Source organism: Arthrobacter sp. B2I5, assembly GCF_030816735.1.
GTDB lineage: Bacteria > Actinomycetota > Actinomycetes > Actinomycetales > Micrococcaceae > Arthrobacter.
Map to the genome: position 1 here is coordinate 29,658 of NZ_JAUSYF010000001.1, position 22,312 is coordinate 51,969.

Consider the following 22,312-nt stretch of genomic DNA (forward strand, 5'->3'; position numbering starts at 1 on the left):
CCCATGGCTATCCCAACCCGCGGCCCGCGCCGCAGCCGCGCACTCGCCGTGCTTCCCGCCGTCGTCCTCCTCGGCACCGCCGCGCTCGCCGGGTGCGCCGACCCCGGTGCATCAGCTGCCGGCAACCCCACCGGAGGTGCGCAGTCGACGGCGGGCCGCAACGGCGTCGTTTACAACACCTCGCCGGACCAGCAGCGGATCCGGGGTGAGAAGGATGCGGCGCTCGCCGCCAAGGTCCCCGCGCTGATCGGCAAGGACGGCAAGCTGACCGTGGCCACCACGGCCGGCTCCATCCCGCTGTCCTTCCACGCCACGGATGACAAGACCCCGATCGGCTCCGACGCTGGACATCGCCCAGCTGGTGGCGGACAAGTTGGGCCTGGAGCTGGACGTCCAGGTCACGTCCTGGGAGAACTGGCCGCTGAAGACCCAGTCCGGCGACTTCGAGGCCGTGTTCTCCAACGTGGGCGTGAACAAGGACCGGGTGAAGTTGTTCGACTTCGCCAGCTACCGCGCCGCGTACATGGGTTTTGAGGCGAAGAAATCGGCCACGTATGACATCAAGGGCGCGGACGACATCTCCGGCCTGAAAGTGTCCGTGGGGTCCGGGACCAACCAGGAGAAGATCCTGCTGGCCTGGAACAAGGAACTCGAGTCCAAGGGCAAGGCACCGGCCACGCTGCAGTACTACTCGTCCGACGCCGACACCATCCTGGCGCTGTCCTCCGGCCGCACGGACCTGAACATCGCCCCCTATCCGTCCACCGTGTACCGCGAGAACACCCGGGACGACCTCAAAGTGGTGGGCAAGGTCAACGCCGGTTGGCCGTCCGAAACCCTGGTGGCCGCCACGACCCTGCGCGGCAACGGCCTGGCCCCGGTGATTTCCGAGGCCCTCAACTCCGTCATCAAGGACGGCTCCTACGGAAAGGTCCTGGAACGCTGGAGCCTGTCCGAGGAAGCCCTGCCGGAATCCAAGACCATCACCGAGGAAAACTTCGCGGCCACGCAGGCCACCTCGTCTGCTGCGCCGTCAGGGAAGGCATCATGAACGCAATACACACTGACACCGCCCTCGAGTCCTTCGACGCCGACTGGCAGGAATGGCACGCCGCCCACGAGCAGCACCGGGCCCACCCGCACGGTTTCCTGGCGGTGACCCACCTGCACTGGCTGGGCAGCGAACCCGCGCGGCTGGACGGTGCGCCGGGCACGTGGAGTGTGGAGGCCGACGTCGTCCGCGTGGTTTTGGAGCCGGGCGAGAGCCTGCAACTGGACGGCAGGGAACTGAACACTGCGTCCGGTGATGCCGTTGAGCTCGGCCCGATCAAGGAACGCGGCGGCATCAACCTGGTGTCCGGGGACAGCGTTATTGAGCTGGCCAAGCGCGGCGGCGAATACACCGTGCGGCCCCGCCATCCGGAGAACCCGCTCCTGCAGGCGTACCAGGGCACCCCGGCCTACTCGCCGGATGCGGCCTACGCCGTGCGCGGGACGTTTGTGCCCTTCGAGGCGCCACGGCCCACCACGGTGGGTGCCGCCGTCGAAGGCATCCAGCATGTCTACGAGGCACCGGGCGAGATCCGCTTCAAGCTGGCCGGCCGGGAGCTGGCGCTGACCGCGTTCAACGGCCACGCCCCCGGCTCGCTGTCCGTGTTGTTTACGGACCAGACTTCCGGCAAGACCACGTACGCGGCCAACCGGTCGCTCTCGGTGGTGCCCGACGAGGACGGTTCGGTGCTGCTGGACTTCAACCGGGCGGTGAACCTGCCGTGCGCTTATACGGACCTGGCCACCTGCCCGCTGCCGCCGGCCGAGAACCGGCTGCCCGTGGCCATCGAGGCCGGCGAGAAGATTCCCTACGAGCGTCAGGACCAGCAGTGAGCACCTCTTCACACACGCAGGGCTTCCTTGCCATTGAGCTCGACGGCGCCGGCTGGGACGGCGCGGACATCACCCGGGCCGTGCTGGCAGCGGAGTCCGCCGGCTTCCACGCCGCCACGTTCACCGACGTGCCCGCTCCCGGCCGGGCCAACGCGCTGCAGCGGGCGGCCTTCGCCGGACCCGTCACGCGCACCATCGCCCTGGTCCCTGAGGTGGACACCGTCTACACGGAGCCGTTCCACGTCTCCACCCAACTGGCCAGCCTGGACTACGTGTCCGGCGGCCGGGCCGGGTGGATCGTGACGGCGGCCGAATCGCCCGAGGCTGCTGCCGCCGTCGGACGGGCTTCCGTGACCGGTGACGCCTTGGGCCAGGAAGCTGCCGCATCCATCGAGGTCTCCCGGCGGCTGTGGGACTCCTGGGAGGACGACGCCGTGATCCGCGATGTGGCCACCGGCCGGTACATCGACGTGGATAAGCTGCATTACGCCGATTTTGAGACGCCGGCCGGGTTTGCCGGTCCTGTGTATTCCGTGAAGGGGCCGTCCATTATTCCGCGGCCGCTGCAGGGTCAGCTGCCGGTGCTGGTTCACGCGTCGCTGATTGGCGAGGTTTCGGCGGACGCAGTGGACGCCGTGTTGGTGTCCGCGCCCACCGCGGAACTGCTGGCGGCCGAGGTCGGCGAGGTGCGCGCCCGGGTGGGTGCGTCTGTTTCAGTGATCACCGAGCTCGACGTCGTCCTGGACGCCCGCGGGCAGGCTGCGGCCGCGCGTTGGGCTGGCTCTGATTCCGGCCGTGCCGTCTACACCGGGCCGGCAGCCGGTCTCACCGACTTCCTGGCGGACCTTCTGACTGAAGCCGACGGCGTGCGCCTGCATCCGGCGTCGCTCCTTGTTGACCTGGAAGAGCTGGCCCGCCTGGTCCTGCCGGAACTGCGCCGCCGCGGCGTTCTCCGTCCGGTTGTGCAGGACGGCACCTTCCGCGACCTGCTGGGGCTTCCGCGCCCGGCCAGCCGCTATGCAACCACTGCTGCCGCACCCGCCTTCACGGCGCCCGCCGGCGCCGGAAAATAAGGGGAAAACCATGACACAGCACAGCCGTGCTAAATCCGACGCCTTTGTGCCGTCCGAATTCAAACCGTCCGGCCAGATCCAGTTCGGTGTCTTCTTCCAGGGCGTCAACTCCGGCACCATCTGGAAGGCGGCGGAATCAGGCTCGCAGACGGACTTCGAATCCTTCCGGTGGATCGCCCAGACCGCCGAGCGGGGACTGTTTGCCGCGTTCTTCCTCGGGGAGGGGCTCCGCCTCCGGGAGCACCTGGGCCGGCCGCATGCGCTGGACGTGGTGGGTCGGCCGGACGCGCAGACCATGCTCGCCGCACTCGCCTCCGTCACCACGAACATCGGGCTGGTGGCCACCCAGAACACCACCTACAACGATCCCGCAGACCTGGCCCACCGGCTCGCGTCGCTGGACCTGATCTCGGGTGGGCGTGCCGCATGGAACATCGTGACCACGGACAACGCCTGGACCGGCGCCAACTTCCGCCGCGGCGGCTACCTGGACCACGCCGACCGCTACAAGCATGCGGAAGTCTTCGTGGAGACGGCCAAGCGGATCTGGGACTCGTGGGAGACCCTGGCCGGTCCTGCCCGGCGGGTGCTCCATGAGGGCCAGCACTACACGGTGGACGTGACACCGCGCCTGCCGCGCAGCGCCCAGTACCGGCCGGTGCTGTTCCAGGCCGGCGACTCGCCGGAGGGCCGCAATTTCGCGGCCCGACAGGCGGACGTGATCTTCTCCGCGCACCCCAAGTTCGACGATGCCGTGGAGTTCCGGAAGGACCTGGTGGAGCGTTCATTGGCGGCGGGCCGCGGCGCGAATGCCGTGCAGATCATGCCGGCCAGCGAGTTCATCCTGGCCCCCACTGATGCCGAGGCGGCGGAAAAGAAGGAATGGGTGCGCAGCCTGCAGATCGGCCCGCAGCAGGCCGTCGCCTACCTGGAGCAGTTCTGGGGCCGCGAGCTGTCCGCGTACGATCCGGACGGGCCGCTGCCGGAGATCGACCCCGTGGTGGAGGAAACGTCCGAAACCCGCGGCAGCGGTTTCCACGGTGCCAAAGCGCGGCAGCTGGCAGACCAGTGGCGGGCCGAGGCCAAGGACAAGGGGCTGTCCATCCGGCAGTTCGTCACCTCGAAGACCGCGCGGATCGATGCCACTTTCACCGGCTCCTACACGGCTGTGGCGGACCAGCTGGCCGAGTACGCCCGGGTGGGGGCTGTGGACGGGTTCAACATTTCGCCGTGGCTGATCCCCACCGGCCTGGACGACATCGTGAATCACCTGGTGCCCGAGCTGCAGGAACGTGGCGTGTACCCCACTGAATACCGCGGCAACACGCTGCGCGAGCACTTGGGGCTGGAGACGCCCGTGCGGACTGCGGACACGGCTGCCGAGGCGGTCGGGGCCTGATGCAGTGGGCTGGTTTCGCCGAAAGAGCCGGGTTTGCTGGAAGGGACGACGACGGCGGCGAGGCGGGTGCCGTCGTCGACCCTTTCGGGGGTGCTTCGTTTGGGACCGTCAGGCTGCAGCTGACGGTGTGGGAGCAGTGGGTGTAGTTCCTAGGCCAGGCCGGAGGTGCAGGACTAAACTTTAATGATGAAACTGAGCCATATTCCCCTCCGCTTGGCCACCGGAGCATTCATTCTTAACGCCGGCTACAGCAAGCGGAACCTGGACAAGGACAGCGCCGCCCAAATGCAGGGCATGGGGGCCAAGGTGTACCCGCAGCTGGCCTGGATGGAGCCCGAAACGTTTGGAAAGCTGCTCAGCTACGCCGAGATGACACTGGGCGCAACGCTCCTGGCGCCGTTCGTGCCGAGCCGCCTGGCCGGGCTGGGCCTGGGACTCTTCTCCGGATCCCTCCTGACCATGTATCGAAGGATTCCCGAGATGACCCTGGAGGACGGGATCCGGCCGAGCCAGCAAGGCACCGCGCTGGCAAAGGACGTCTGGATGTTCGGAATCGCCCTCGCGCTGATCCTGGACCGGAACCGCGCAACGAACACCTCCCCGACCCGGAACTCAGTGGGCGTTTGACAGGATGAGGGGTGCGCAGCTGTTGCGCGGCAGGTAGTCGGCTTTGACCTCGATGCAAGCCAAGGTCCTGTAACTCTTCCCCGAACTTCAAATCCCCACCCCCGACTTCAAGCGGAACGACGGGCGTCCGCCATCTCCTAAAACAGCTCGGCACTGCGGCCTGAGCGACCCTAGGCAGCCAAAAGTTTCAAGCTGTTCCTAGTGCGGTCGCAACAGCTTCCTGAACAGTCAAAACGTGCACAAACCCCCGCCACACCTCCTTTGTGGTCGCTGGGCAACTTCCAGTTCCGGCAGCCCGTCTCGACGCGCGATACTGCTGGGCAACTATCTCCCACCTCCAGTTACATCGACTGAAACGGTGCTCGCCATAGAAAGTGGCTCAACATCCTAGGCAGGCAGTCGTTGGGGCCCGTAGTACTCAGAGAACGCCTTGACTCACAATATGAGTTCATGCTCATATTATAGGCGTGTGACTCACCTTACGTTCTTACAGCCTGCGTGGATCCAATGGAGGATTTCTCATGGAAGATTGGCAAACACTTAGCATCACTGGGGCGGTGATCGTTGGCATCGTCGTAATGATCCTTCGACTCCGCCTCAACCCGGCAATGTCGCTGGTTATCGGCGCGGCCGTCTTGGGGCTCCTTACCGGCCTGGGGGCTGCCGACACTACGAAGACCTTGATGACCGGGTTCGGCGACATCATGACCAAGGTCGGACTGCTCATTGCCTGGGGCGTTCTGATGGGCGCGATCCTCAATGAGATGGGGGCCATCTCCAAGCTTGTTGACAAACTGCTTCATGTCTTTGGCCCGAAAGGGGTGCCCTATGCTCTCGGCCTGACTATCGGCACACTATTGCAGTCGATTTTCCTTGATGTCCTGTTGGTGATGAGCGCGCCGCTGGCACGCAGGATCGCTCCGAAGCTGGGCAAGTACGGTACCGCGAAAATAGCGACGGCCATGGCCATCAGCTTGGAATGCGGCATTGTGCTCATGGTGCCCGGTGTCGCCACCGTTGCGCTGGCCGGTCTCCTCCAGGTGCCGCTGGGCGAAATGCTCATCTTCGGCCTTCTGGTCATCATTCCCACGATCGTCGTGTCGATCATCATCATGAACTTCTTCATCCACCGCGGCCTCTGGAAGACAGAGACTGACGAAGAACAGGCTGTTGCGGAATCGCCGGTATTGGAAGACACCGACGGCATGGTTGTCCACACCCATACCCACCTGCATGAGCACGGTCAGGCAGCTCAGCCCGAAAATTCTCACTCCCTCCAGAGCACCGGCACCGGAGGCGGGTCACCTTCGAGCAGAGTTGGCCTGCTGCCCCATGACGTGCGCACTCCGGCATCCAAGAAGTCCCGCGAGCTGGGCCTCCTGGTCATGTTCGGTCCCATGCTCCTTTCCCTGGTGCTGATCGCATCCGGCGCCTTTCTCAAGATGGCTGGCATCACCACGGAGATCACCGGTTTCCTGTCGACACCGGTGGTGGCCCTGCTGATCGGCCTCCTGGGAACCAGCCTGGTGGCACGACTGACCATCGGCACCAAGCGGGTCGAGGCCGCTGTCGCCAACGGCTTCAAGGAATCCGGGCAGATCCTGATCCTGACCGGGGCCGGCGGCTCTCTCGCTGCAATGGTCGCGACGAGCGGAATGGGAGAAATCCTGGGGAAGTACTTCACTGCATCTTCGTTCGCCCCGCTCCTGGTCGTGTGGGCCATAGCTGCAGTGCTCCATATTGCTGTCGGTTCAGTATCGATTTCGGCCATTACGGCAGCCGGATTGCTCGCCCCGATCGCCCCGGCGTTGGGAATTAATCCCGTCCTGCTGGCACTGGCCGCCGGCGCAGGCTCGCTCTTCATTGTCCACGTCACGTCCAACACGTTCTGGCTGCTGCAATCCATGCTTGGACAAACGACCCGTGGAACATTGAAGAGCTGCACCTTGGGCGTCTCCGTGGCATCCGTGGTCGCCCTCGGCTTCACCCTCGTACTCAGCATCTTCATCTAAGAAGGAACACACGATAATGACGATCAACACCGCCGTGGCCCCGCTCCAGGGTGTTCGGGTCCTGGAACTGGGCAACTACATTGCCGCGCCCACAGCAGGGCGGATGCTGGCCGATTTCGGAGCGGAAGTCATCAAGGTTGAACGGCCCCGTACCGGCGATGAGCTTCGGAATTGGCGGCTTTACGCGGGGGATACCTCGATGCTTTACCGGACGATCAACCGGAACAAGAAATCAGTTGTGATCGACCTGCGGACCGAGGAAGGACGCCAGCTGGTCCTGGAACTGGCAGCGGCATCGGACATTGTGCTGGAAAACTTCCGTCCCGGCACGCTGGAGAAGTGGGGCTTGGGACCGGAAGTGCTGAACGAAGCGAACCCTGACCTGATCCTGACGCGGATTTCGGCGTTCGGACAGACGGGGCCCATGGCGGCCCGTCCGGGGTTCGCCGCTGTCGCCGAGGCGTTCGGAGGCTTCCGCGAACTTGTCGGCGACCCGGACCGTCCTCCTGTCCGGGTGGGGGTTTCCATCGGCGATACCATCGCCGGGCTTTACGCAGCCTTTGGCTCGGTCATGTCACTGTTCGAACGCGAGGTCAAACGCGGAAAGACCCCAATTCCTCTGAACCACCGCATGATGGATGTCGCCCTGAACGAAGCCATGCTCTCGGTCACCGAGTCACTGATTCCTGACCACACTGCCTTCGGCATCAATCGCCAGCGGACCGGGGGCCGGATGGAAGGAATTGCCCCGTCGAACGCGTACCTGTGCCTTGACGGAAGTATCGTCGTCGCTGGCAACGGCGACGCCATTTTCAAGCGCTACATGGATGTCATCGGCCGCCCGGACTTGGGCAGTGACGCTGGGCTGCAGACAAACGCGGACCGATGGGAGCGGCGCGATGAACTCGATGCCGCCATCGGTCAGTGGGCTAAGAACCAGACGACCAAGGAAGCCCTTGCTGTCCTCGACTCTGCAGGTGTGCCGGCTGGTCCCATTTACACCGCTGCGGACATCGTCGCCGATGACCAGTACGCGGCGAGGAACATGATCCAGAGATTCGATGTCTCCACGGGGAATGAAACGCTCTCCAACGTCGGGTTCCCCGGCATCATCCCCGTCATCGGGGGAGCATCATTGCCCATCAGGAACCTCGGCCCGGACCTTGGCGCGGACACCAGGGATGTGCTGGAACGGGTACTTGGAAAGACCGCGGAGCAGGCGGAATGCCTGATGGCCAAAATGGAAATGGAAACGGTATGAACACCAGGAATGATTTTCAGCTCAGGGACGTGACCCTTCGGGACGGTCTGCAGCTCACGGGCGGGATGCTCTCCACCGAACGGAAAGCTGGCATCGTCCGCGCCCTGCTCGCGGCAGGGGTGCCCGCCATTGAAATCGGGTCAATGGCCCGGCCGGACCTGGTGCCACCGATGGCCAACACCCTGGAACTCATCGGCGCCCTGACCGCCGAAGAACTCCAGAAATGCTGGATCTGGGTAGCCACACCCCGTCACGTTCAGAAGGCGGCCGCCGCGGGAGCCGTGAACATGCAGTACTGCCTCAGCGTCTCGGACGCCCATAACCAAGCCAACATCGGCCGCTCGACTGAGGCGAGCATGGCAGCTCTGCCCGAGGCGCTGGATTATGCCCGTGAAGCAGGCACCACCCTCCAGTTGTGCCTGGCCACTTCCTTCACCTGTCCCTTTGAAGGTGACATCAGCCCTGACCGGGTACTGAAGCTCGTGGAAGATCCGAGGGCTAACGGCGTCAGCGACGTCGTCATCTGTGACACCCTGGGACATGCGGTGCCAGATCAAGTGAGCGCCCTGATAGGCAAGGTCACCGCCGCCGTCCCTGACCTGGGTGTGGTTTTTCATGGACACGACACCTGGGGGATGGGGGTCGCCAACGCGATAGCGGCACTTGACGCCGGCGCCACCACCATCGACGGGGCGCTCGGGGGCCTGGGCGGCTGCCCGTTTGCCCCCGGCGCATCCGGGAATACGTCCACGGAGGACTTGCTCTTCGGCCTCCGCCCGGATTGGCTGAACCCGCAGAACTTCGCTGACCTCGTCCGGCTGGGCGAATCAATCACCGGCGAACTGCAGGAGGACAACAGGTCCAAGTCAGCACTGGGTGCCCGCTCCAAAGCAGCGGCATTCCAGTGGGTTATGCCGAGCTGACCTTCAAGGCCTGCGGACGGGCGTCGGCGGACGGCAGGCGCCCACCGATCATCCGGGTGATCCGTTCTGCCGCCTCCAGCAGATCATCGACCCATTGCTCGCACACCTCCAACGGCATCCGCAGCGTGGGACCCATGATGGTCAGTGCCCCAACAAGGTCCGCCTGTGGGTTGAACACCGGTGCTGACAACCCACTCGCCCCGGACTCGCGTTCACCGGTAGTGAGCGCGTACCCGTCAGCACGCGTCTGCTTAATCGCCGCCTTGAGGGACCCTGTGTCGGTGATGGTGCTTTCCGTGAGCTGATCCAACCGGGCAGACAAAACCCTGTCGGCAACCTCAGCGTCCCATGCCAGTAGAACCCTGCCAGCCGATCCGGCGTGCAAGGGCAGAATTCTGCCCACGGCCATGTCGCGGCGAAGCATATGGCGGGTTTCCGCCATGGCCACACACACCCTGTAATCCATGGAGGTCTGGAAAAAGCAGACGGTCTCGCCCAACCTGTCCCGGAGCTCCTGAAGGACCGGCTTGATGATCTCTATGAGCTCGACCCCATGGGATGCGGGCGCTGCCCAGAATGACATCTTCACACCGACCCTGTACCTGTCATCGACCCTGTCGAGGAAGCCATGAGCCACGAGGTTGCCCACCAGCCGCTGAACTGTGGAGGTGGGAAGGCCGGTTGACTCCCGAATCTGAGCCAGCGTCAATTCAGGACGCGCAAGCGAAAAGGAATCCAGAATGTCACTTATCTTCGCCAGAACCAGAAGCGGCGGCGGCCCCTGCAAATTGTCTGCTGCCATGCCCCAATTCTATGGTGATGCCCTGACAGGGGCGCCCCGCACCAGGCATCACGACCGCATGAAAGGCGGTACCCGACAAATCAGGCAAAGAATCAACGGCAGCAGCCCTCCCAGGGAAGTATTGGGATCCGAATCCAGGGTCCAACAGTCATGACGCACATTCCACACGTTGGTCCCTTGGCTTCCTACCCCTTCCACGAATGGGCAAAGTTAGCAGGGGCAGAAGTTGAAGTCCGACTCGACGGCGCACTCTACCGGTACGGCCGGATCGAGGCCGCTACAGCAGACGGCGCAATAGCCTGGCTTGCCCAGGACGGGTTAGAGGAAAGAACCCTCATAGACAAGGATTCCGGCTACGAGATACGACTTGCACCCCGCCAACTTCAAGCCCTTCACGCGATGACCCAGGCAGGATGCTTGAAAGCCACCAAACGGCCTGGCTAACCTACCCTCAGCCCGGGCTCTTCTTGCCGGCATAGTCCGACCTGACACGGCTGCAAGAAGGGAACGGCCAGTGCTGAGCGTTCAGCCGGATGGGCGTTTTCAGTGGGCGCCTGACAGGATGAGGGGCGCGCAGCTGTTGCGCGGCAGGTAGTCGGCTTTGACCTCGATGCGGCGCGCCCCGTCCGGCAGCTTCCCGTGCATCCGCCCGAGCACCAGCTCGATGGCGTGGACGGCAAGCATGTCCAGCGGCTGGCGGATGACGCTCAGTGGGGGAGTGGTCAGCTCGGTCCAGGGATTGTCGTCAAAGACGATGAGGGATAGCTCATCGGGAATGTCGATGCCCATTTGAACCAGCCTGCGGACTGAACTTTGCACCTGTGCCGTGTTGGCAACGATAAGCGCGGTTGGCGGCTGACGCATCGCAAGCAGTGATCCGACGGCGCCGCCGCCGGCGTCCCCACGGAAAGGCACGTCACGTATCAGCGTGGGGTCTACGGGCAGGGATGCGTTCTGGTGCGCGGCCTTGTAGCCATTCAGCCTGGCACTTCCGGTGGAGGTGGTGAGCGGGCCGGTAATCAGCCCGATCCGGGTATGGCCCAGGTTGATGAGGTGCTCGGTGGAGCGTTCCGCGGAGTCGAAGTTTTCAATGCTGACAACGTCCACATCTTCGAGCTCTTCGATGGCGCGGTCAATGAAGACCACGTTGACGCCGAGGTCCCGCAGGCGCCGCCACTTTTCGATGTTGCCCCCGGTAGGAGTGGCAATGACGCCACTCACGGAGCGGTCCAGCAACGTGTCCAGGGAGTCCGCCTCCAGGTGCGGATCCTCCTGCGTGGTCATCAACACCACCTGGACACCATGGCTGCGTGCCTCCCACACAATCCTGTCCGCCAGGCGGGCGAAAAACGGGTTGGAGAGATCGGTGACCACCAGGCCGATGGTGAGGGCATGCCCCGCGCTGAGTTCACGCGCGGCCGCCCTGGGCCGGTAACCCAATTCATCAATGACCCTCAGGACCTCCTGCCTTTTCACAGGTGCCACGGGGCCGGAATCGGGATTCAGGACCCGTGAGACCACAGAGACCGACACTCCCGCAGCCGCCGCTACATCGCGAATAGTAGGCGCTTTGCGCACCGCTCCTCCTTGAGACACAAGACCCCCAATTGTCATTACTTACGCCATTCCTTCCTGCCCGTTCGCTTCATTACGCCCGGCCAGGAAGGTGATCGTTGACACAGCTTATCAGCGGCTGGTACAAAAGTGGAACCGGTTCCACTCCGGAAAGTTTTCCTTACAAAATGCGACAAAGAAGTTGTGCCGTCCGGCCTGCCGGAGGTGCTTTCTTTCGCCAAGCACCGTTAGAGAGATCCCGTGAACCTTCATAAACTCCTCAGCGACCGTGAGCAGCAGTCCCGTCCCATCCGCGTCGGGCTGATCGGCGCCGGCCGCTACGGGACCATGTACTTGGCGCAGGCCAACAACATTCCCGGCATCCACGTCGTCGCCATCGCGGACATCAACGTCAAGCGGGCCCAGGGGGCCTTCGAGCTGGTGGATTGGCCTGCCTCCCAGGTGGCTCCGGATATCGCTACGGCGCTGAAGGACCGCTCCACGGCCATCGTTGCCAACGCCGACGAACTGTTCGACGTCGACATCGACGTCATCGTCGAGGCCACCGGCAACCCGATCATCGGCATCAAACACGCCCTGAAGGCGATCGAAACCAAGAAGCACATCATCATGGTCACCGTCGAGGCTGATGCCCTTGCCGGCCCCGCCCTGGCCAAGCGTGCCGAGGAAGCAGGCGTTGTCTACTCCATGGCCTACGGGGACCAGCCAGCCCTCATCATGGAACTTGTCGACTGGGCCCGCACCAGCGGCTTTGACGTGGTCTGCGCCGGCAAGGGTGCCAAATACCTGGAGCACTACCACGAGATGAACCCGGACAACGTCTGGGAAAACTGGGAGTTCTCCAAGGAACTGACGGACTCCGGCCAGCTCAACCCCTACATGCACACCTCGTTCCGGGACGGGACCAAGGCCGCCATCGAAATGGCAGCGGTGGCCAACGGCGCCGGCCTCGCCCCCTCCGATTCCGGCCTGAGCTTCACCCCCGGCAACGTTGAAGAGATCGCCACCATCTGCCGCCCGGCCGCCGTCGGTGGTTCCCTCGCCCACGAAGGAAGCGTGGACGTCATGTCCAGCGTCAACCGCGACGGCAGCTGGATCCCTTACAACACCCAGGAAGGCGTCTTCGTCGTGGTCAAGGCGACCAACGACTATGTTTCCGGCTGCTTCAACGAATACCCCTGGCACCCGGACCCCACCGGCCAGTACGCCGCCCTGTACCGCCCGTACCACTACGTGGGCCTCGAACTGAACATGTCCATCGCCAACGCAGCCCTTCGCGGCATCCCCACCGGCGGGCCGGTCGGTTTCTACGGCGACGTGGTGGCCACCGCCAAGAAAGACCTCAAGGCCGGAGAATTCCTTGACGGCGAAGGCGGCTTCACCGTCTGGGGCAAGCTGGTTTCGGCCAAGCACTCGGTGGCAACCGGAGCCCTCCCCGTCGCCCTGGCCCACCACGTGGAGCTGCGCAACGATGTGCCCAAGGGGGCCATCGTTGGTTGGGACGATGTCATCATTGATGACTCCCTGTCGCAGGCACTGGAGCTCCGCCGCGAAACGGAAGCGCTGATCGCCACCCCCGTCACCGTCTCCTGAACGAGTTCCCCTGGCTTCAAGCCACACCCGCTGCAACAGCAGACCGCCGTGTCTGCCGCGCAGCACCGCATCCTTCCAATGAAGAAAGGCATCGAATGAACCTCAAGACCCGCGCCATCACCGGGGTACTGGCAACCAGCCTGGCAGCAGCGCTGCTGACCGGCTGTGCAGGCGGAGCTCCAGCCGGCCAAAGCGGCCCGGTGGCCAAGATCCAGCTCTCCATCCCCGATCCGCTGACGTCTTCTGTCGGCGTTACCGCCCAGCACTTCGCCGACCAGGTCAAGAAGACCTCCAACGGTTCCGTCCAGGTCACCGTGGTGCCCAACGGCACGAGCTTCAGCGGTGACCAGAATGCCGCCGTGACGCGGCTGCAAGGCGGATCGCTTGACGGACTCATTCTGTCCACCTCCGTCTACGCCTCGGTGGTGCCGGAGATGAACGGCATCAGCATCCCGTACCTCTTCGCGGACACCAAGGAAGAGGCAAAGTTCCTCGCCGGGGAACCTGGAAAGGTCCTGAAGGAGAAGCTGGCGGCGAAGGACACCGTGGCGCTCTCCTTCCTGACCCGGACCGGCCGGGAGATCACCAACTCCGTGCGCCCGATCGAACAGCCTTCGGACCTGAAGGGGCTGAAGATCCGCGTGCCGGGCAACACCTTGTGGACCGACTTCTTCGGCAAGCTGGGCGCAAGCCCCACCACCATGGCCTTCTCGGAAGTCTTCACCGGCCTGCAGACCGGAACCATCGACGGCCAGGAAAACCCGATTGAGGTTCCGTGGACGAACAAGTTCTCCGAGGTGCAGAAATACGTCTCCATGACCAACCACATCAACGACGCCTGGGTGCTGGCCCTGTCATCAAAGAAGTGGGATTCACTGACGGATGACCAGAAGAAGGCCCTCACCACCGCTTCCGAGGAAACGGCAACCTTCAAAACAGGTTATGACGAGGAACAGTCCAAGAAGCAACTGGATGAACTGGCAGCCAAGGGCATGAAGGCCAACGAGCTCAGCGCGTCGGGACTCGCCGAGTTCAAGGCCGCTTCCCAAAGCCTCTACCCGGAGTTCTCCAAGCTCATCGGCAAGGAATTCTTCGACCAGGCCATCGCCTTCGCCGGCAAGAAATAACTAGGACGGGTGGGAGCCCACTGCAGGGCTCTCACCCGCACTGACCCTCCACTCCCCATAAAGAATCCCGCTCTCAATGTCGACAGTCTGGAAAACCATGAAACCCACCGTTGCTCCCCAGGACTACGAGGAAGTCCTTCCCCTCGAAGCGGAGGAAATCCTCCATCACGACCACGTGCCCTCCGGCTGGAGCGGTGCTGCATGGCTCGACAAGACCCTCGAATGGATTGTGGGAGCGGCGATTCTCGCGGAGCTCGTGGTGATCCTCCTGAACATCACCGTCCGCGTCATCACCGGGGATTCAGTTCTTTGGACACAGGAGGTGTCCGAGATCGCCCTGCTGACCATTGCCTTCATCGGTGGCGCCATCGCCTATCCGAAGGGCGCACACATGTCCGTCCAGGCGCTCATCATGCGCCTGCCCGCAACATGGAAGCCGTACCTCGCAGCGCTTGTGGACTGGCTCGTCTTTGTCATGAGCGCCGGCGCGCTTGCGCTGTTCGTGCCCACCCTCGTTCAGCAGATCGAGGAGAAGACACCCATCCTGCAACTCCCCGTTTTTTGGGTCAATATGCCCTTCACGGTGGGCATGGTCCTCATCGCCTGGTTTGCCCTGGTCAAACTCCGGCGCGAGGCCTGGCGACCCGCCCTGGTTGGTGCCGGAATAGCGGCGGCCCTGGTCGTCGTCGTCCTTGTCTCCCCGCCGCTGTTCTACTACGCCTCCCCGAACGTCCTGCTTCTGGTGGTCCTCGTGGCCCTGTTTGCCCTGCTGTTCCTGGGCCTGCCCATTGCGTTTGTCCTGGCCCTGGCCTCAGGAATCTACCTGTACCTGGGCGGCATCTCCGACGTGAGCGCGATCCCCATCGGCATGGCATCCGGAGCCAAGGGATTCGTCCTGCTGGCCATCCCGTTCTTCATCCTGGCCGGCACGGTCATGAACTCGGCCGGCCTCACCCTGCCGCTGGCCAAGCTCGTCGATGCGCTGATCGGCCACCTTCGCGGCGGGCTGCTGCAGGTGGTGGTGGTCACCATGTACATCTTCTCCGGCATCTCCGGCTCCAAAGTCGCCGACGTCGCAGCCGTTGGCACCACCATGCGCGGCATGCTCGAAGAGCGCAAATACCCGCGGGGCGAAGTGGTGGCCGTGCTGTCGGCGTCGGCCATCATGGGTGAGACCATCCCGCCCAGCATCGTCCTGCTCATCCTGGGCTCCATCACCACCATCTCAACTACCACCCTGTTCCTCGCAGGCTTCGTGCCGGCAGCCTTCCTCGCCCTGGTGGTCATGGCAATGGTGTTCCTGAGGGCGCGCAAGCAGGGCGGGGTGCCCAGCGCCAAGGCCACGTGGCGGGCCCGGGGCTCAGCCACCTTCTTCGCCCTGCCCACGCTCCTGCTCCCCGTGGGCATGGTGGTCGGGATCCTCAGCGGATTCGCCACCCCCACGGAAGTTTCCTCGGTCGCCGTCGCCTACGCCTTCGTGCTCGCCGCCGCCTACCGCCGCGGCAGCCGGCGCCTGCTCGGTGACACCCTGCGCGAAACAACCACGACGGCGGGCATGGTGCTGTTCATCATCGCCGCGGCGTCGCCCCTGGCCCAGACCCTCGCCCTGGCGGGCGTCTCGCAGCAGATCCACGACCTGATGTCCGGGCTGGGTGACTCCCCCATCCTGTTCATGCTTTTCACCGTGGTGCTGCTGATCATCATGGGCCAGCTGCTCGAAGGCCTGCCCGCGGTACTCATCTTCGCCCCGCTGCTGCTGCCGATCGCCACCGACTTCGGCGTCAACCCCGTGCAGTACGCCATGGTCCTCATCATCTCCATGGGCATCGGCTCCTTCGCCCCGCCCGCAGGGGTTGGCTTCTACGTCGCCTGCGCCACCGCCCGGGAAACCGTGGAAAACAGCCTCAAGCACTTCTGGCCGTACCTGGTGGCCGTGTTCGTCGGCCTCCTCGTCCTCGCCGCCGTGCCCTGGTTCAGCACCTTCCTTCCCGCCCTCGCCGGCCTGATCCCCTTCTAATCCATGACAGAAACCCAACCGTCCTCACCCCTCGATCCCGGCGTCTCCGTCTCCCTGCTCGGCACCGGCCCCATGGGAGCCCCGATTGCCCGGAACATCATCGACGGCGGGGTGCCCCTGACCCTGTGGAACCGCACGGTCAGTAAAGCCGAAGCCATCGACGGCGGGACAGTAGCCCCGCGGCCGGCCGACGCCGCAGCGGATGTTGTCCTCACCGTGCTGCCGGACCTGCCCCAGGTGGAAGCACTCCTGGAGGGCGACGACGGCCTGCTCGCCGGGTGGGCGCGGGCAGGCGTGAGTGAACCCGTCCTGGTCATCCACGGCACCGTGTCGCCCACGGCGGTCGCCGCCTTTGCCGCCCGCTGCAAGTCCCGATACGGGGTGGTGGTCGTTGACGCACCGCTCAGCGGCGGGACTATCGGGGCAGAGCAGGGGCGCCTGAGCATTATGGCCGGCGGGCCCCAGGGCGTGGTCCAGCGGCTCACACCGCTGTTCGGGCTATACAGCTCCACGATCATGTGGTTCGGGGAGGCCGGGGCCGGTGCCGTCGTGAAGGCCTGCAACCAGATCGTGGTGGCGGCGACGGTTACCGCCCTGTCCGAGTCGATGGCGCTGGCAAAGGCATCAGGTTTGGATCTTGAAAAGGTGCAGGCGGTCCTCAAGGGCGGTCTGGCCAACTCCGAGGTGCTGCAACAGAAGGGCGGCCGCTGGATCACCGGGGACTTCGACGGCGGCGGTTCGGCCAAGAACCAGCTCAAAGACCTGCGGTTTGTCACGGACGCGGCCGCAGATGCCGGACTCGCGCTGCCCGTTGCCAATACGCTGAAATCAGCATTCGAAACAATGGTCACCGAGGGACTCGGGGACCTGGACCATACAGGCATCTACTTGAGCATCACCAGTAATCGAGCAAAGGAACCATCATGACCATCGTCGTCACAGCAGTCTTCACGCCCAACGACGGCGCCCGCGACCAGGTTGTCGCGGCCCTCAAGCCCGCCATCGCCGAGGTCCACGAAGAACCCGGATGCCTCCTGTACGCCATCCATGACGCGCCGAACGGCCAGATCATCATGATCGAGAAATGGGAGAGCGCCGAGCTGCTGGACGCACACGGCGCCGGCGACGCCGTCAAGCGGCTCAACGCCTCACTCGAAGGACTCCTGGCAGAACCCGTCGAGGTCACCCGCCTGACCCCCATCCCCGCCGGTACCGAACACCAAGGCGCCCTGTAATGCCCCAGAGCATCGTGGTGATGGGCGTCTCCGGTGCAGGGAAATCCTCGGTGGGCCAAGCGCTCGCCACCCAGCTCGGCGCCCAGTTCATTGACGGCGACACCCTGCATCCTGAAGCCAACGTCAAGAAGATGGCCTCAGGCGTCCCCCTCACCGATGAGGACCGGTGGCCGTGGCTGCACCTCGTGGGTACCCAGCTGTCCGCCAGCGACAACGCAACCATTGTTGCCTGCTCAGCCTTGAAGCGCAGCTACCGGGATGCCATCCGGACAGCTGCGCCTGCCACCACGTTCATCCTGCTGCAGGCCGGCAGGACCGCACTGCAGGACCGGCTCACGCAGCGCCCCGGACACTTCATGCCGGCGTCCCTGCTCACCTCCCAGCTGGAAACCCTGGAGGAGCTGCAGGACGACGAATCAGGTGTGATGATCGAGTCAACGGGAGGCATCGACACAACGGTGGAGCGGATCCGGAAACTGCTGGAGCGATCAGCGTTGGTGTGAATCTCCAGACGTAAGGCTGAACCTCTGTTTGGGCTCCGGTGAATCCGTGGTGGCGGCTACTTCCAGTAACCGTCGACGCACTGCATCGGATCTCCGCTGTTGTAGCCCAACTTCAAGGCGGCTTCCCTCTGCGTTGAAGTGGGGTGTGATGATCCCGGCTGGGTTGCCCCGACTGCGTTGAGAGCCGCCACACCCTCCTCAAAATCTCCGGGTTCGAGAGTTCCGTCATAGTAGGCGGTATTCATCCAGACCCCAGCGAAGCAGTCGGCGATCGCTTCTTTGTTGGAGCCCGTGAACTCAAGTACTTCCCCGGGATAGTACTTCTCCCACTGGATGGCCAGTTCGTCCTGCACGCTGTGCCCGTATTCGTGGGCGACGATGATCGCAGCAGCAAAATCCCCGGCTTGCTTGCTCGTTCGGCCCAGCACCTCACCGGTCCACATGCGCTGCAGGGCTGTTACCGGGAGAATGATCAATCCGTCCTCGGTTGTACCTCTCAGATCGACATACGGATCGGACGAGCAGTAAAAGGCATTGGGATAGTCATGCGGTACTGAGGCCGGACCCCCGGGGCATGACATCACATAAGGCGTTTCATCCTGCTGGATAATTCTGTAGTAAACCTGCGGGGCCTCGAAATCATTTTGGACAAACCACTCGGTCCACATCGTATGCAGCTTAGTAATAATCCACTCCACGTAACTCGTCACGGTATAGGGGTAAACCGTTCCTGTTACTTCACTTTGTGGTGGTGCTGCCCCCAGCGGAGCCTCATCCACTGTCCCCAGGCAGCCTTGGGCTTCTGACTGCAGGCACGAATCGGAGGAGAATTCGGGCACTCCCTCACTGGACTTGTCGTCCTCCGGAAAGGCCTCATCTGTCGCGGTGGCCTGGACAGTAGCCTTGATGGGTCTCCCTTCCGCGCTTGCCTGCGGGCTCCTGGTACTGGCTTGTTCACTCTGCTCAAAAGTGGGGAATGGTTCTGTAGCCCCAGTACTGGGTTCTTGAGCCGAGGGTGCCGGCTCCGCGATGCTGGTTGTTACTTCCGGGGTGGCAGTAAGTACCGGAGCGGACGTTACGTCCGGGGTGGCAGTAACTACCGGAGCGGACGTTACTTCCCCACCTTGCGTGGGCGATGAGCTGCAACCACCTGCAAAGAGGGCAGTGGCCGCCAGGAATACCAGTAAGGATGGCTTTCTGTGTCCGAGCATGTGCACCACCCGAGCGATGGATATGTGGTTACGGAGATACCGGCTCACCACTTCAATCCGCGTAAGTGGCGGGGGTCCTTGTTAAGCCCGACAGGCCTAGACATGATTCAGAGTTTGAGCATGTCGCTCCAACAAAGGTGATGTCAACGAGGTGGCCTACCCTTTTTCCATTTGCTTGATGTGTGGTGTTTTCTCGTTACACCACACGTGACAAAGGAACCCGCCATTTGACCTAAGCGGCCGCGTGCGAGAATGGCCGCATGATTGACGAATCTCAGGCGACTGCCGCTACACCAGCGGCCTTGGACCCTGCCTTCGAAGCCGCGTACCAGGCCGCCCAAAAGAGCCTCAAAGAGGGTGGCATCCCGATTGGGGCAGCACTGGCCCGTGACGGCGTGGTCATCGCGAGCGGCCACAACGAACGCGTCCAGAACGGCGACCCCATAGCACACGGGGAGATGTCTGCCCTTCGCGCGGCCGGCCGGCAGAAGAGCTACCGGGACACCACGCTCTACACCACGCTGGCCCCGTGTGCCATGTGCACGGGAACCATCATCCAGTTCAAGATCCCCCGGGTGGTGGTGGGGGAGGCGCGCACGTTCGACGGCGAGTTCGACCTTTTGCGCTCACGCGGTGTTGAGGTGGTGGTCCTGGATGATCCTCGGTGCGTGGAGATGATGCGTGCGTTCCAGGAGGACAACCCGGACTTATGGGCGGAGGACATCGCAGAGGACGCCGCCTAGCAGCCCACGGAGCCGGCCGCCGCTGGCCGGCTTCGCTGAAAGGGACGACGACGGCGGCGAGGCGGGTGCCGTCGTCGACCCTTCCTTACGAGGTGCTTTCCTCTGGGACCGTCAGGCTATAGCTGACGGTGCGGGGGATGCCTGCCGTTCGTGCGAGACCCGCTGGATGAACTCGACCGTCTCGCGCTCCGTTTCGGCGCGGGTGGTGGGCTCGTTGTGCACCTCGTGGCGAACGCCGGGGAAGACGCGGGTGCGGACGTCCGCGTGGCCCGAATCAGCCAGGCGGTTTGCCACATGGTAGGCCCCTTCGCCGTAGTTGGTCACGGGGTCCTGGTCGCCAGCGAGGATCAGGACGGGAAGGTCCGCGGGGAGCTGTTTGTACCAGTCGTCGGAGTTGACCTGGTCGTAGAGGTCCACAAAGCCCTGCAGAAACCGCGCGCTCAGGGGTGCGCCGAAGTTGTTGAACGGGTCCCTGCCGTGGTCGGCAACGACGTCAACGTCCAGCGCCACCCAGGCGGTGGGGCCGGCACCTTCACCAACGCGGCCCAGGAAACCGTCGAACAACTGGCCCACCAGTTCCTCGGGCGCGGGATCGGCGCCGCACTCGCCGGCGGCAAGCCGGGCGAGTTCGGGCCGGTTGATCATTGTCTCGATGCCCCGCATTTGGGCGGCGATTCCGCAGAGGATCAGGCCGGAAAGCTGTGCATCAGGATTGACGGCCATGCCCCGGGCGATCATCGATCCCCAGCTGTGGCCGAACACCACGTACGGGAGCTGGGGGAGTGCTTCCCGGGCCTTGGCCCGGAGGGTGACCTCATCCGCAACCACTACGCTGGCGGCATCCTCGCCGGCGTCACCCCAGGTGCCCTGCTGCATTGCCGTGCGCCCGTGCCCGGAGTGGTCGCCTGCCACCACAATGAACCCCGCGTCCACCAGGGTGGAGATGAGGTGGAGGTAGCGGCGGGAGTGCTCGCCCAGCCCGTGGATCAGCTGCACGATCGCCTTGGGTGCACCGATTGGTTCGTAGACCCACGCCTGGATGGTGTCGCGGCCGTTGGCGGACGTGAACTCGATTTCCTGCAATGACATATCTTCCTCCCGTGGCGGCGCCGTCGCCTGCTCGAGGCGAGCCTAACCACAATGCCGTCATGTGCGTCAATGATTGCTGGTTCAATTAAGGGGCTTCCGCCTAGTCTGAAACCAGCCACGTCCGCCGCTTTGAAGGAAGCCGATGCCGCATCCCACACGTCCCCTGCGCAAGCTGGGGTTCCTGACCATTGGCCTTTTCGATCCGGCCAATCCGGCCGCGGGCCACGAGTCCACGCTGCAGATCATTGAGCTGGGGGAGCGGCTGGGGTTCGACAGTGCCTGGCTGCGTCACCGGCACCTGCAGTTCGGAATCTCTTCCCCGGTGGCGGTGATGGCCGCTGCCAGCCAGCGCACCTCGCGGATCGAGCTGGGCACCGCGGTGACCCCGTTGGGCTGGGAGAATCCGTTGCGCCTGGCGGAGGACCTGGCCACCGTGGACCTGCTCGCCGGAGGGCGCATCAATCCCGGGGTGAGCGTGGGCGAACCGATGCAGTACGACACGGTGAAGCACGAGCTGTACCCGGATACCGCGGACGCGGAGGACTTCAGCTACGCCCGCGTGGAGCGGTTTGCGCGGTTGGTGGCAGGGGAGCCGGTGCGGGAATTCTCCGGCAAGCAAGGGGTGGTGGAGGAGTTCTCCAACCGCGTGGAACCGCACTCGCCCGGCCTGCGGGACCGCCTTTGGTACGGGGCGGGCAGCACTAAGTCAGCTGTCTGGGCCGGTTCGAACGGCTTCAACCTGCTGTCCAGCAGCGTGATCTTTCCGGACAAGGACCAGGAGCCGGACTTCGCCCTGGTCCAGCAGTCGCAGATCCGGGCGTACCGCGAAGCGGCTGCTGCCGCCGGACATGCTGGGGCGCGGGTTTCGCAGGGCCTGGTCGTGATCCCTACTGACTCGGCGACTGCCTCGCAGCGGGAGAAGTATCAGCGGTATGTGGACGAACGCACTCCACGGACAGCTGCTCCGCAGGGGCCGAGGGGCATGATGTTCGCCCGGGATCTGATTGGCAGCAGCGAGGAGATCGCCGAGCAGCTGTACGCGCACGCAGGCTTCCAGGAAGTGGATGAGGTGGCGTTCGCGCTGCCCTTCAGCTTCGACCACGAGGACTACGTCCAGATCCTGACCGATATGGCGGGCAAGCTGGGGCCAGCTTTGGGGTGGATGTTCTATGATGGCGACCTATCAAACTAGTCCGAACACGCAATTGCCACTCGCACCATAGGAACCGCAGCGGTGG

General features: G+C 64.0%; 20 protein-coding genes and 1 pseudogene. 17 read left to right on the plus strand and 4 right to left on the minus strand.

Annotation, left to right across the window (positions count from 1 at the left end):
* Positions 1 to 3: 3 nt before the first annotated feature.
* From QFZ60_RS00095 to QFZ60_RS00135, 9 genes and pseudogenes are all read left to right on the plus strand, one after another.
* Positions 4 to 1,051 (plus strand): annotated as a pseudogene (locus tag QFZ60_RS00095) (transporter substrate-binding domain-containing protein).
* On the plus strand, positions 1,048 to 1,884 hold the full coding sequence (locus QFZ60_RS00100) for a DUF1684 domain-containing protein (RefSeq protein ID WP_307087073.1): 837 nt from the start codon (positions 1,048 to 1,050) through the stop codon (positions 1,882 to 1,884). Before QFZ60_RS00095 ends, QFZ60_RS00100 begins: the two are co-directional and overlap by 4 nt.
* Complete coding sequence (locus QFZ60_RS00105) at positions 1,881 to 2,957, plus strand: LLM class flavin-dependent oxidoreductase (RefSeq protein WP_307087075.1); 1,077 nt, start codon at positions 1,881 to 1,883, stop codon at positions 2,955 to 2,957. The genes QFZ60_RS00100 and QFZ60_RS00105 overlap by 4 nt, the downstream gene beginning before the upstream one ends.
* Before the next feature lie 10 nt (positions 2,958 to 2,967).
* Complete coding sequence (locus QFZ60_RS00110) at positions 2,968 to 4,356, plus strand: NtaA/DmoA family FMN-dependent monooxygenase (RefSeq protein WP_307087077.1); 1,389 nt, start codon at positions 2,968 to 2,970, stop codon at positions 4,354 to 4,356.
* Complete coding sequence (locus QFZ60_RS00115; RefSeq protein WP_307087078.1) at positions 4,356 to 4,502, plus strand: hypothetical protein; 147 nt, start codon at positions 4,356 to 4,358, stop codon at positions 4,500 to 4,502. Before QFZ60_RS00110 ends, QFZ60_RS00115 begins: the two co-directional genes overlap by 1 nt.
* A 37-nt stretch (positions 4,503 to 4,539) precedes the next feature.
* Positions 4,540 to 4,983, plus strand: coding sequence for a hypothetical protein (locus tag QFZ60_RS00120; protein ID WP_307087079.1), 444 nt, complete (start codon positions 4,540 to 4,542; stop codon positions 4,981 to 4,983).
* Positions 4,984 to 5,504: 521 nt separating this feature from the next.
* Positions 5,505 to 6,995 (plus strand): GntP family permease, encoded by a 1,491-nt coding sequence (locus QFZ60_RS00125; protein WP_307087080.1) that lies wholly within the window; start codon positions 5,505 to 5,507, stop codon positions 6,993 to 6,995.
* Between the two features lie 16 nt (positions 6,996 to 7,011).
* Entirely contained in the window at positions 7,012 to 8,256 is a 1,245-nt protein-coding gene (locus QFZ60_RS00130; RefSeq protein ID WP_307087081.1) for a CaiB/BaiF CoA-transferase family protein, read from the plus strand.
* The gene (locus QFZ60_RS00135; protein ID WP_307087082.1) at positions 8,253 to 9,179 is read left to right on the plus strand and encodes a hydroxymethylglutaryl-CoA lyase; all 927 of its coding nucleotides are present in this window, start codon (positions 8,253 to 8,255) and stop codon (positions 9,177 to 9,179) included. Before QFZ60_RS00130 ends, QFZ60_RS00135 begins: the two co-directional genes overlap by 4 nt.
* Here QFZ60_RS00135 and QFZ60_RS00140 read toward each other — a convergent pair.
* A complete protein-coding gene (locus QFZ60_RS00140) occupies positions 9,166 to 9,981 on the minus strand; it encodes an IclR family transcriptional regulator (RefSeq protein ID WP_307087084.1) in 816 nt (271 codons plus the stop codon). The genes QFZ60_RS00135 and QFZ60_RS00140 overlap by 14 nt on opposite strands.
* 543 nt (positions 9,982 to 10,524) lie before the next feature.
* Positions 10,525 to 11,559 (minus strand): LacI family DNA-binding transcriptional regulator, encoded by a 1,035-nt coding sequence (locus tag QFZ60_RS00145; RefSeq protein WP_307087087.1) that lies wholly within the window; start codon positions 11,557 to 11,559, stop codon positions 10,525 to 10,527.
* A gap of 237 nt (positions 11,560 to 11,796) precedes the next feature.
* On the opposite strand from QFZ60_RS00145, the gene QFZ60_RS00150 reads away from it, so the two are divergent.
* The 6 genes from QFZ60_RS00150 (at position 11,797) to QFZ60_RS00175 (ending at position 18,031) form a co-directional block, all read left to right on the plus strand.
* Positions 11,797 to 13,149, plus strand: coding sequence for an NAD(P)H-dependent oxidoreductase (locus QFZ60_RS00150; RefSeq protein ID WP_307087089.1), 1,353 nt, complete (start codon positions 11,797 to 11,799; stop codon positions 13,147 to 13,149).
* Positions 13,150 to 13,244: 95 nt separating this feature from the next.
* Complete coding sequence (locus QFZ60_RS00155) at positions 13,245 to 14,276, plus strand: DctP family TRAP transporter solute-binding subunit (RefSeq protein ID WP_307087091.1); 1,032 nt, start codon at positions 13,245 to 13,247, stop codon at positions 14,274 to 14,276.
* A gap of 76 nt (positions 14,277 to 14,352) precedes the next feature.
* Positions 14,353 to 16,293 (plus strand): TRAP transporter large permease subunit, encoded by a 1,941-nt coding sequence (locus QFZ60_RS00160; protein ID WP_307087092.1) that lies wholly within the window; start codon positions 14,353 to 14,355, stop codon positions 16,291 to 16,293.
* Positions 16,294 to 16,296: 3 nt separating this feature from the next.
* Complete coding sequence (locus tag QFZ60_RS00165; RefSeq protein WP_307087094.1) at positions 16,297 to 17,220, plus strand: NAD(P)-dependent oxidoreductase; 924 nt, start codon at positions 16,297 to 16,299, stop codon at positions 17,218 to 17,220.
* Positions 17,217 to 17,528, plus strand: a complete 312-nt coding sequence (locus tag QFZ60_RS00170; protein ID WP_307087095.1) for a putative quinol monooxygenase — start codon at positions 17,217 to 17,219, stop codon at positions 17,526 to 17,528. Before QFZ60_RS00165 ends, QFZ60_RS00170 begins: the two co-directional genes overlap by 4 nt.
* Complete coding sequence (locus QFZ60_RS00175) at positions 17,528 to 18,031, plus strand: gluconokinase (protein ID WP_307087097.1); 504 nt, start codon at positions 17,528 to 17,530, stop codon at positions 18,029 to 18,031. The genes QFZ60_RS00170 and QFZ60_RS00175 overlap by 1 nt, the downstream gene beginning before the upstream one ends.
* A gap of 56 nt (positions 18,032 to 18,087) precedes the next feature.
* On the opposite strand, the gene QFZ60_RS00180 is transcribed toward QFZ60_RS00175, so the two are convergent.
* Positions 18,088 to 18,870: a neutral zinc metallopeptidase gene (locus tag QFZ60_RS00180; protein WP_307087099.1), complete on the minus strand. Its 783-nt coding sequence runs from the start codon at positions 18,868 to 18,870 to the stop codon at positions 18,088 to 18,090.
* A 632-nt stretch (positions 18,871 to 19,502) separates the two neighbouring features.
* Here QFZ60_RS00180 and QFZ60_RS00185 point away from each other — a divergent pair.
* Positions 19,503 to 19,985, plus strand: a complete 483-nt coding sequence (locus QFZ60_RS00185) for a nucleoside deaminase (RefSeq protein ID WP_307087101.1) — start codon at positions 19,503 to 19,505, stop codon at positions 19,983 to 19,985.
* Positions 19,986 to 20,096: 111 nt separating this feature from the next.
* On the opposite strand, the gene QFZ60_RS00190 is transcribed toward QFZ60_RS00185, so the two are convergent.
* Complete coding sequence (locus tag QFZ60_RS00190) at positions 20,097 to 21,074, minus strand: alpha/beta fold hydrolase (protein ID WP_307087103.1); 978 nt, start codon at positions 21,072 to 21,074, stop codon at positions 20,097 to 20,099.
* A gap of 142 nt (positions 21,075 to 21,216) precedes the next feature.
* Between QFZ60_RS00190 and QFZ60_RS00195 the strand changes: the two genes are divergently transcribed.
* A complete protein-coding gene (locus QFZ60_RS00195) occupies positions 21,217 to 22,266 on the plus strand; it encodes an LLM class flavin-dependent oxidoreductase (protein ID WP_307087105.1) in 1,050 nt (349 codons plus the stop codon).
* The last annotated feature ends 46 nt before the right edge of the window (positions 22,267 to 22,312 follow it).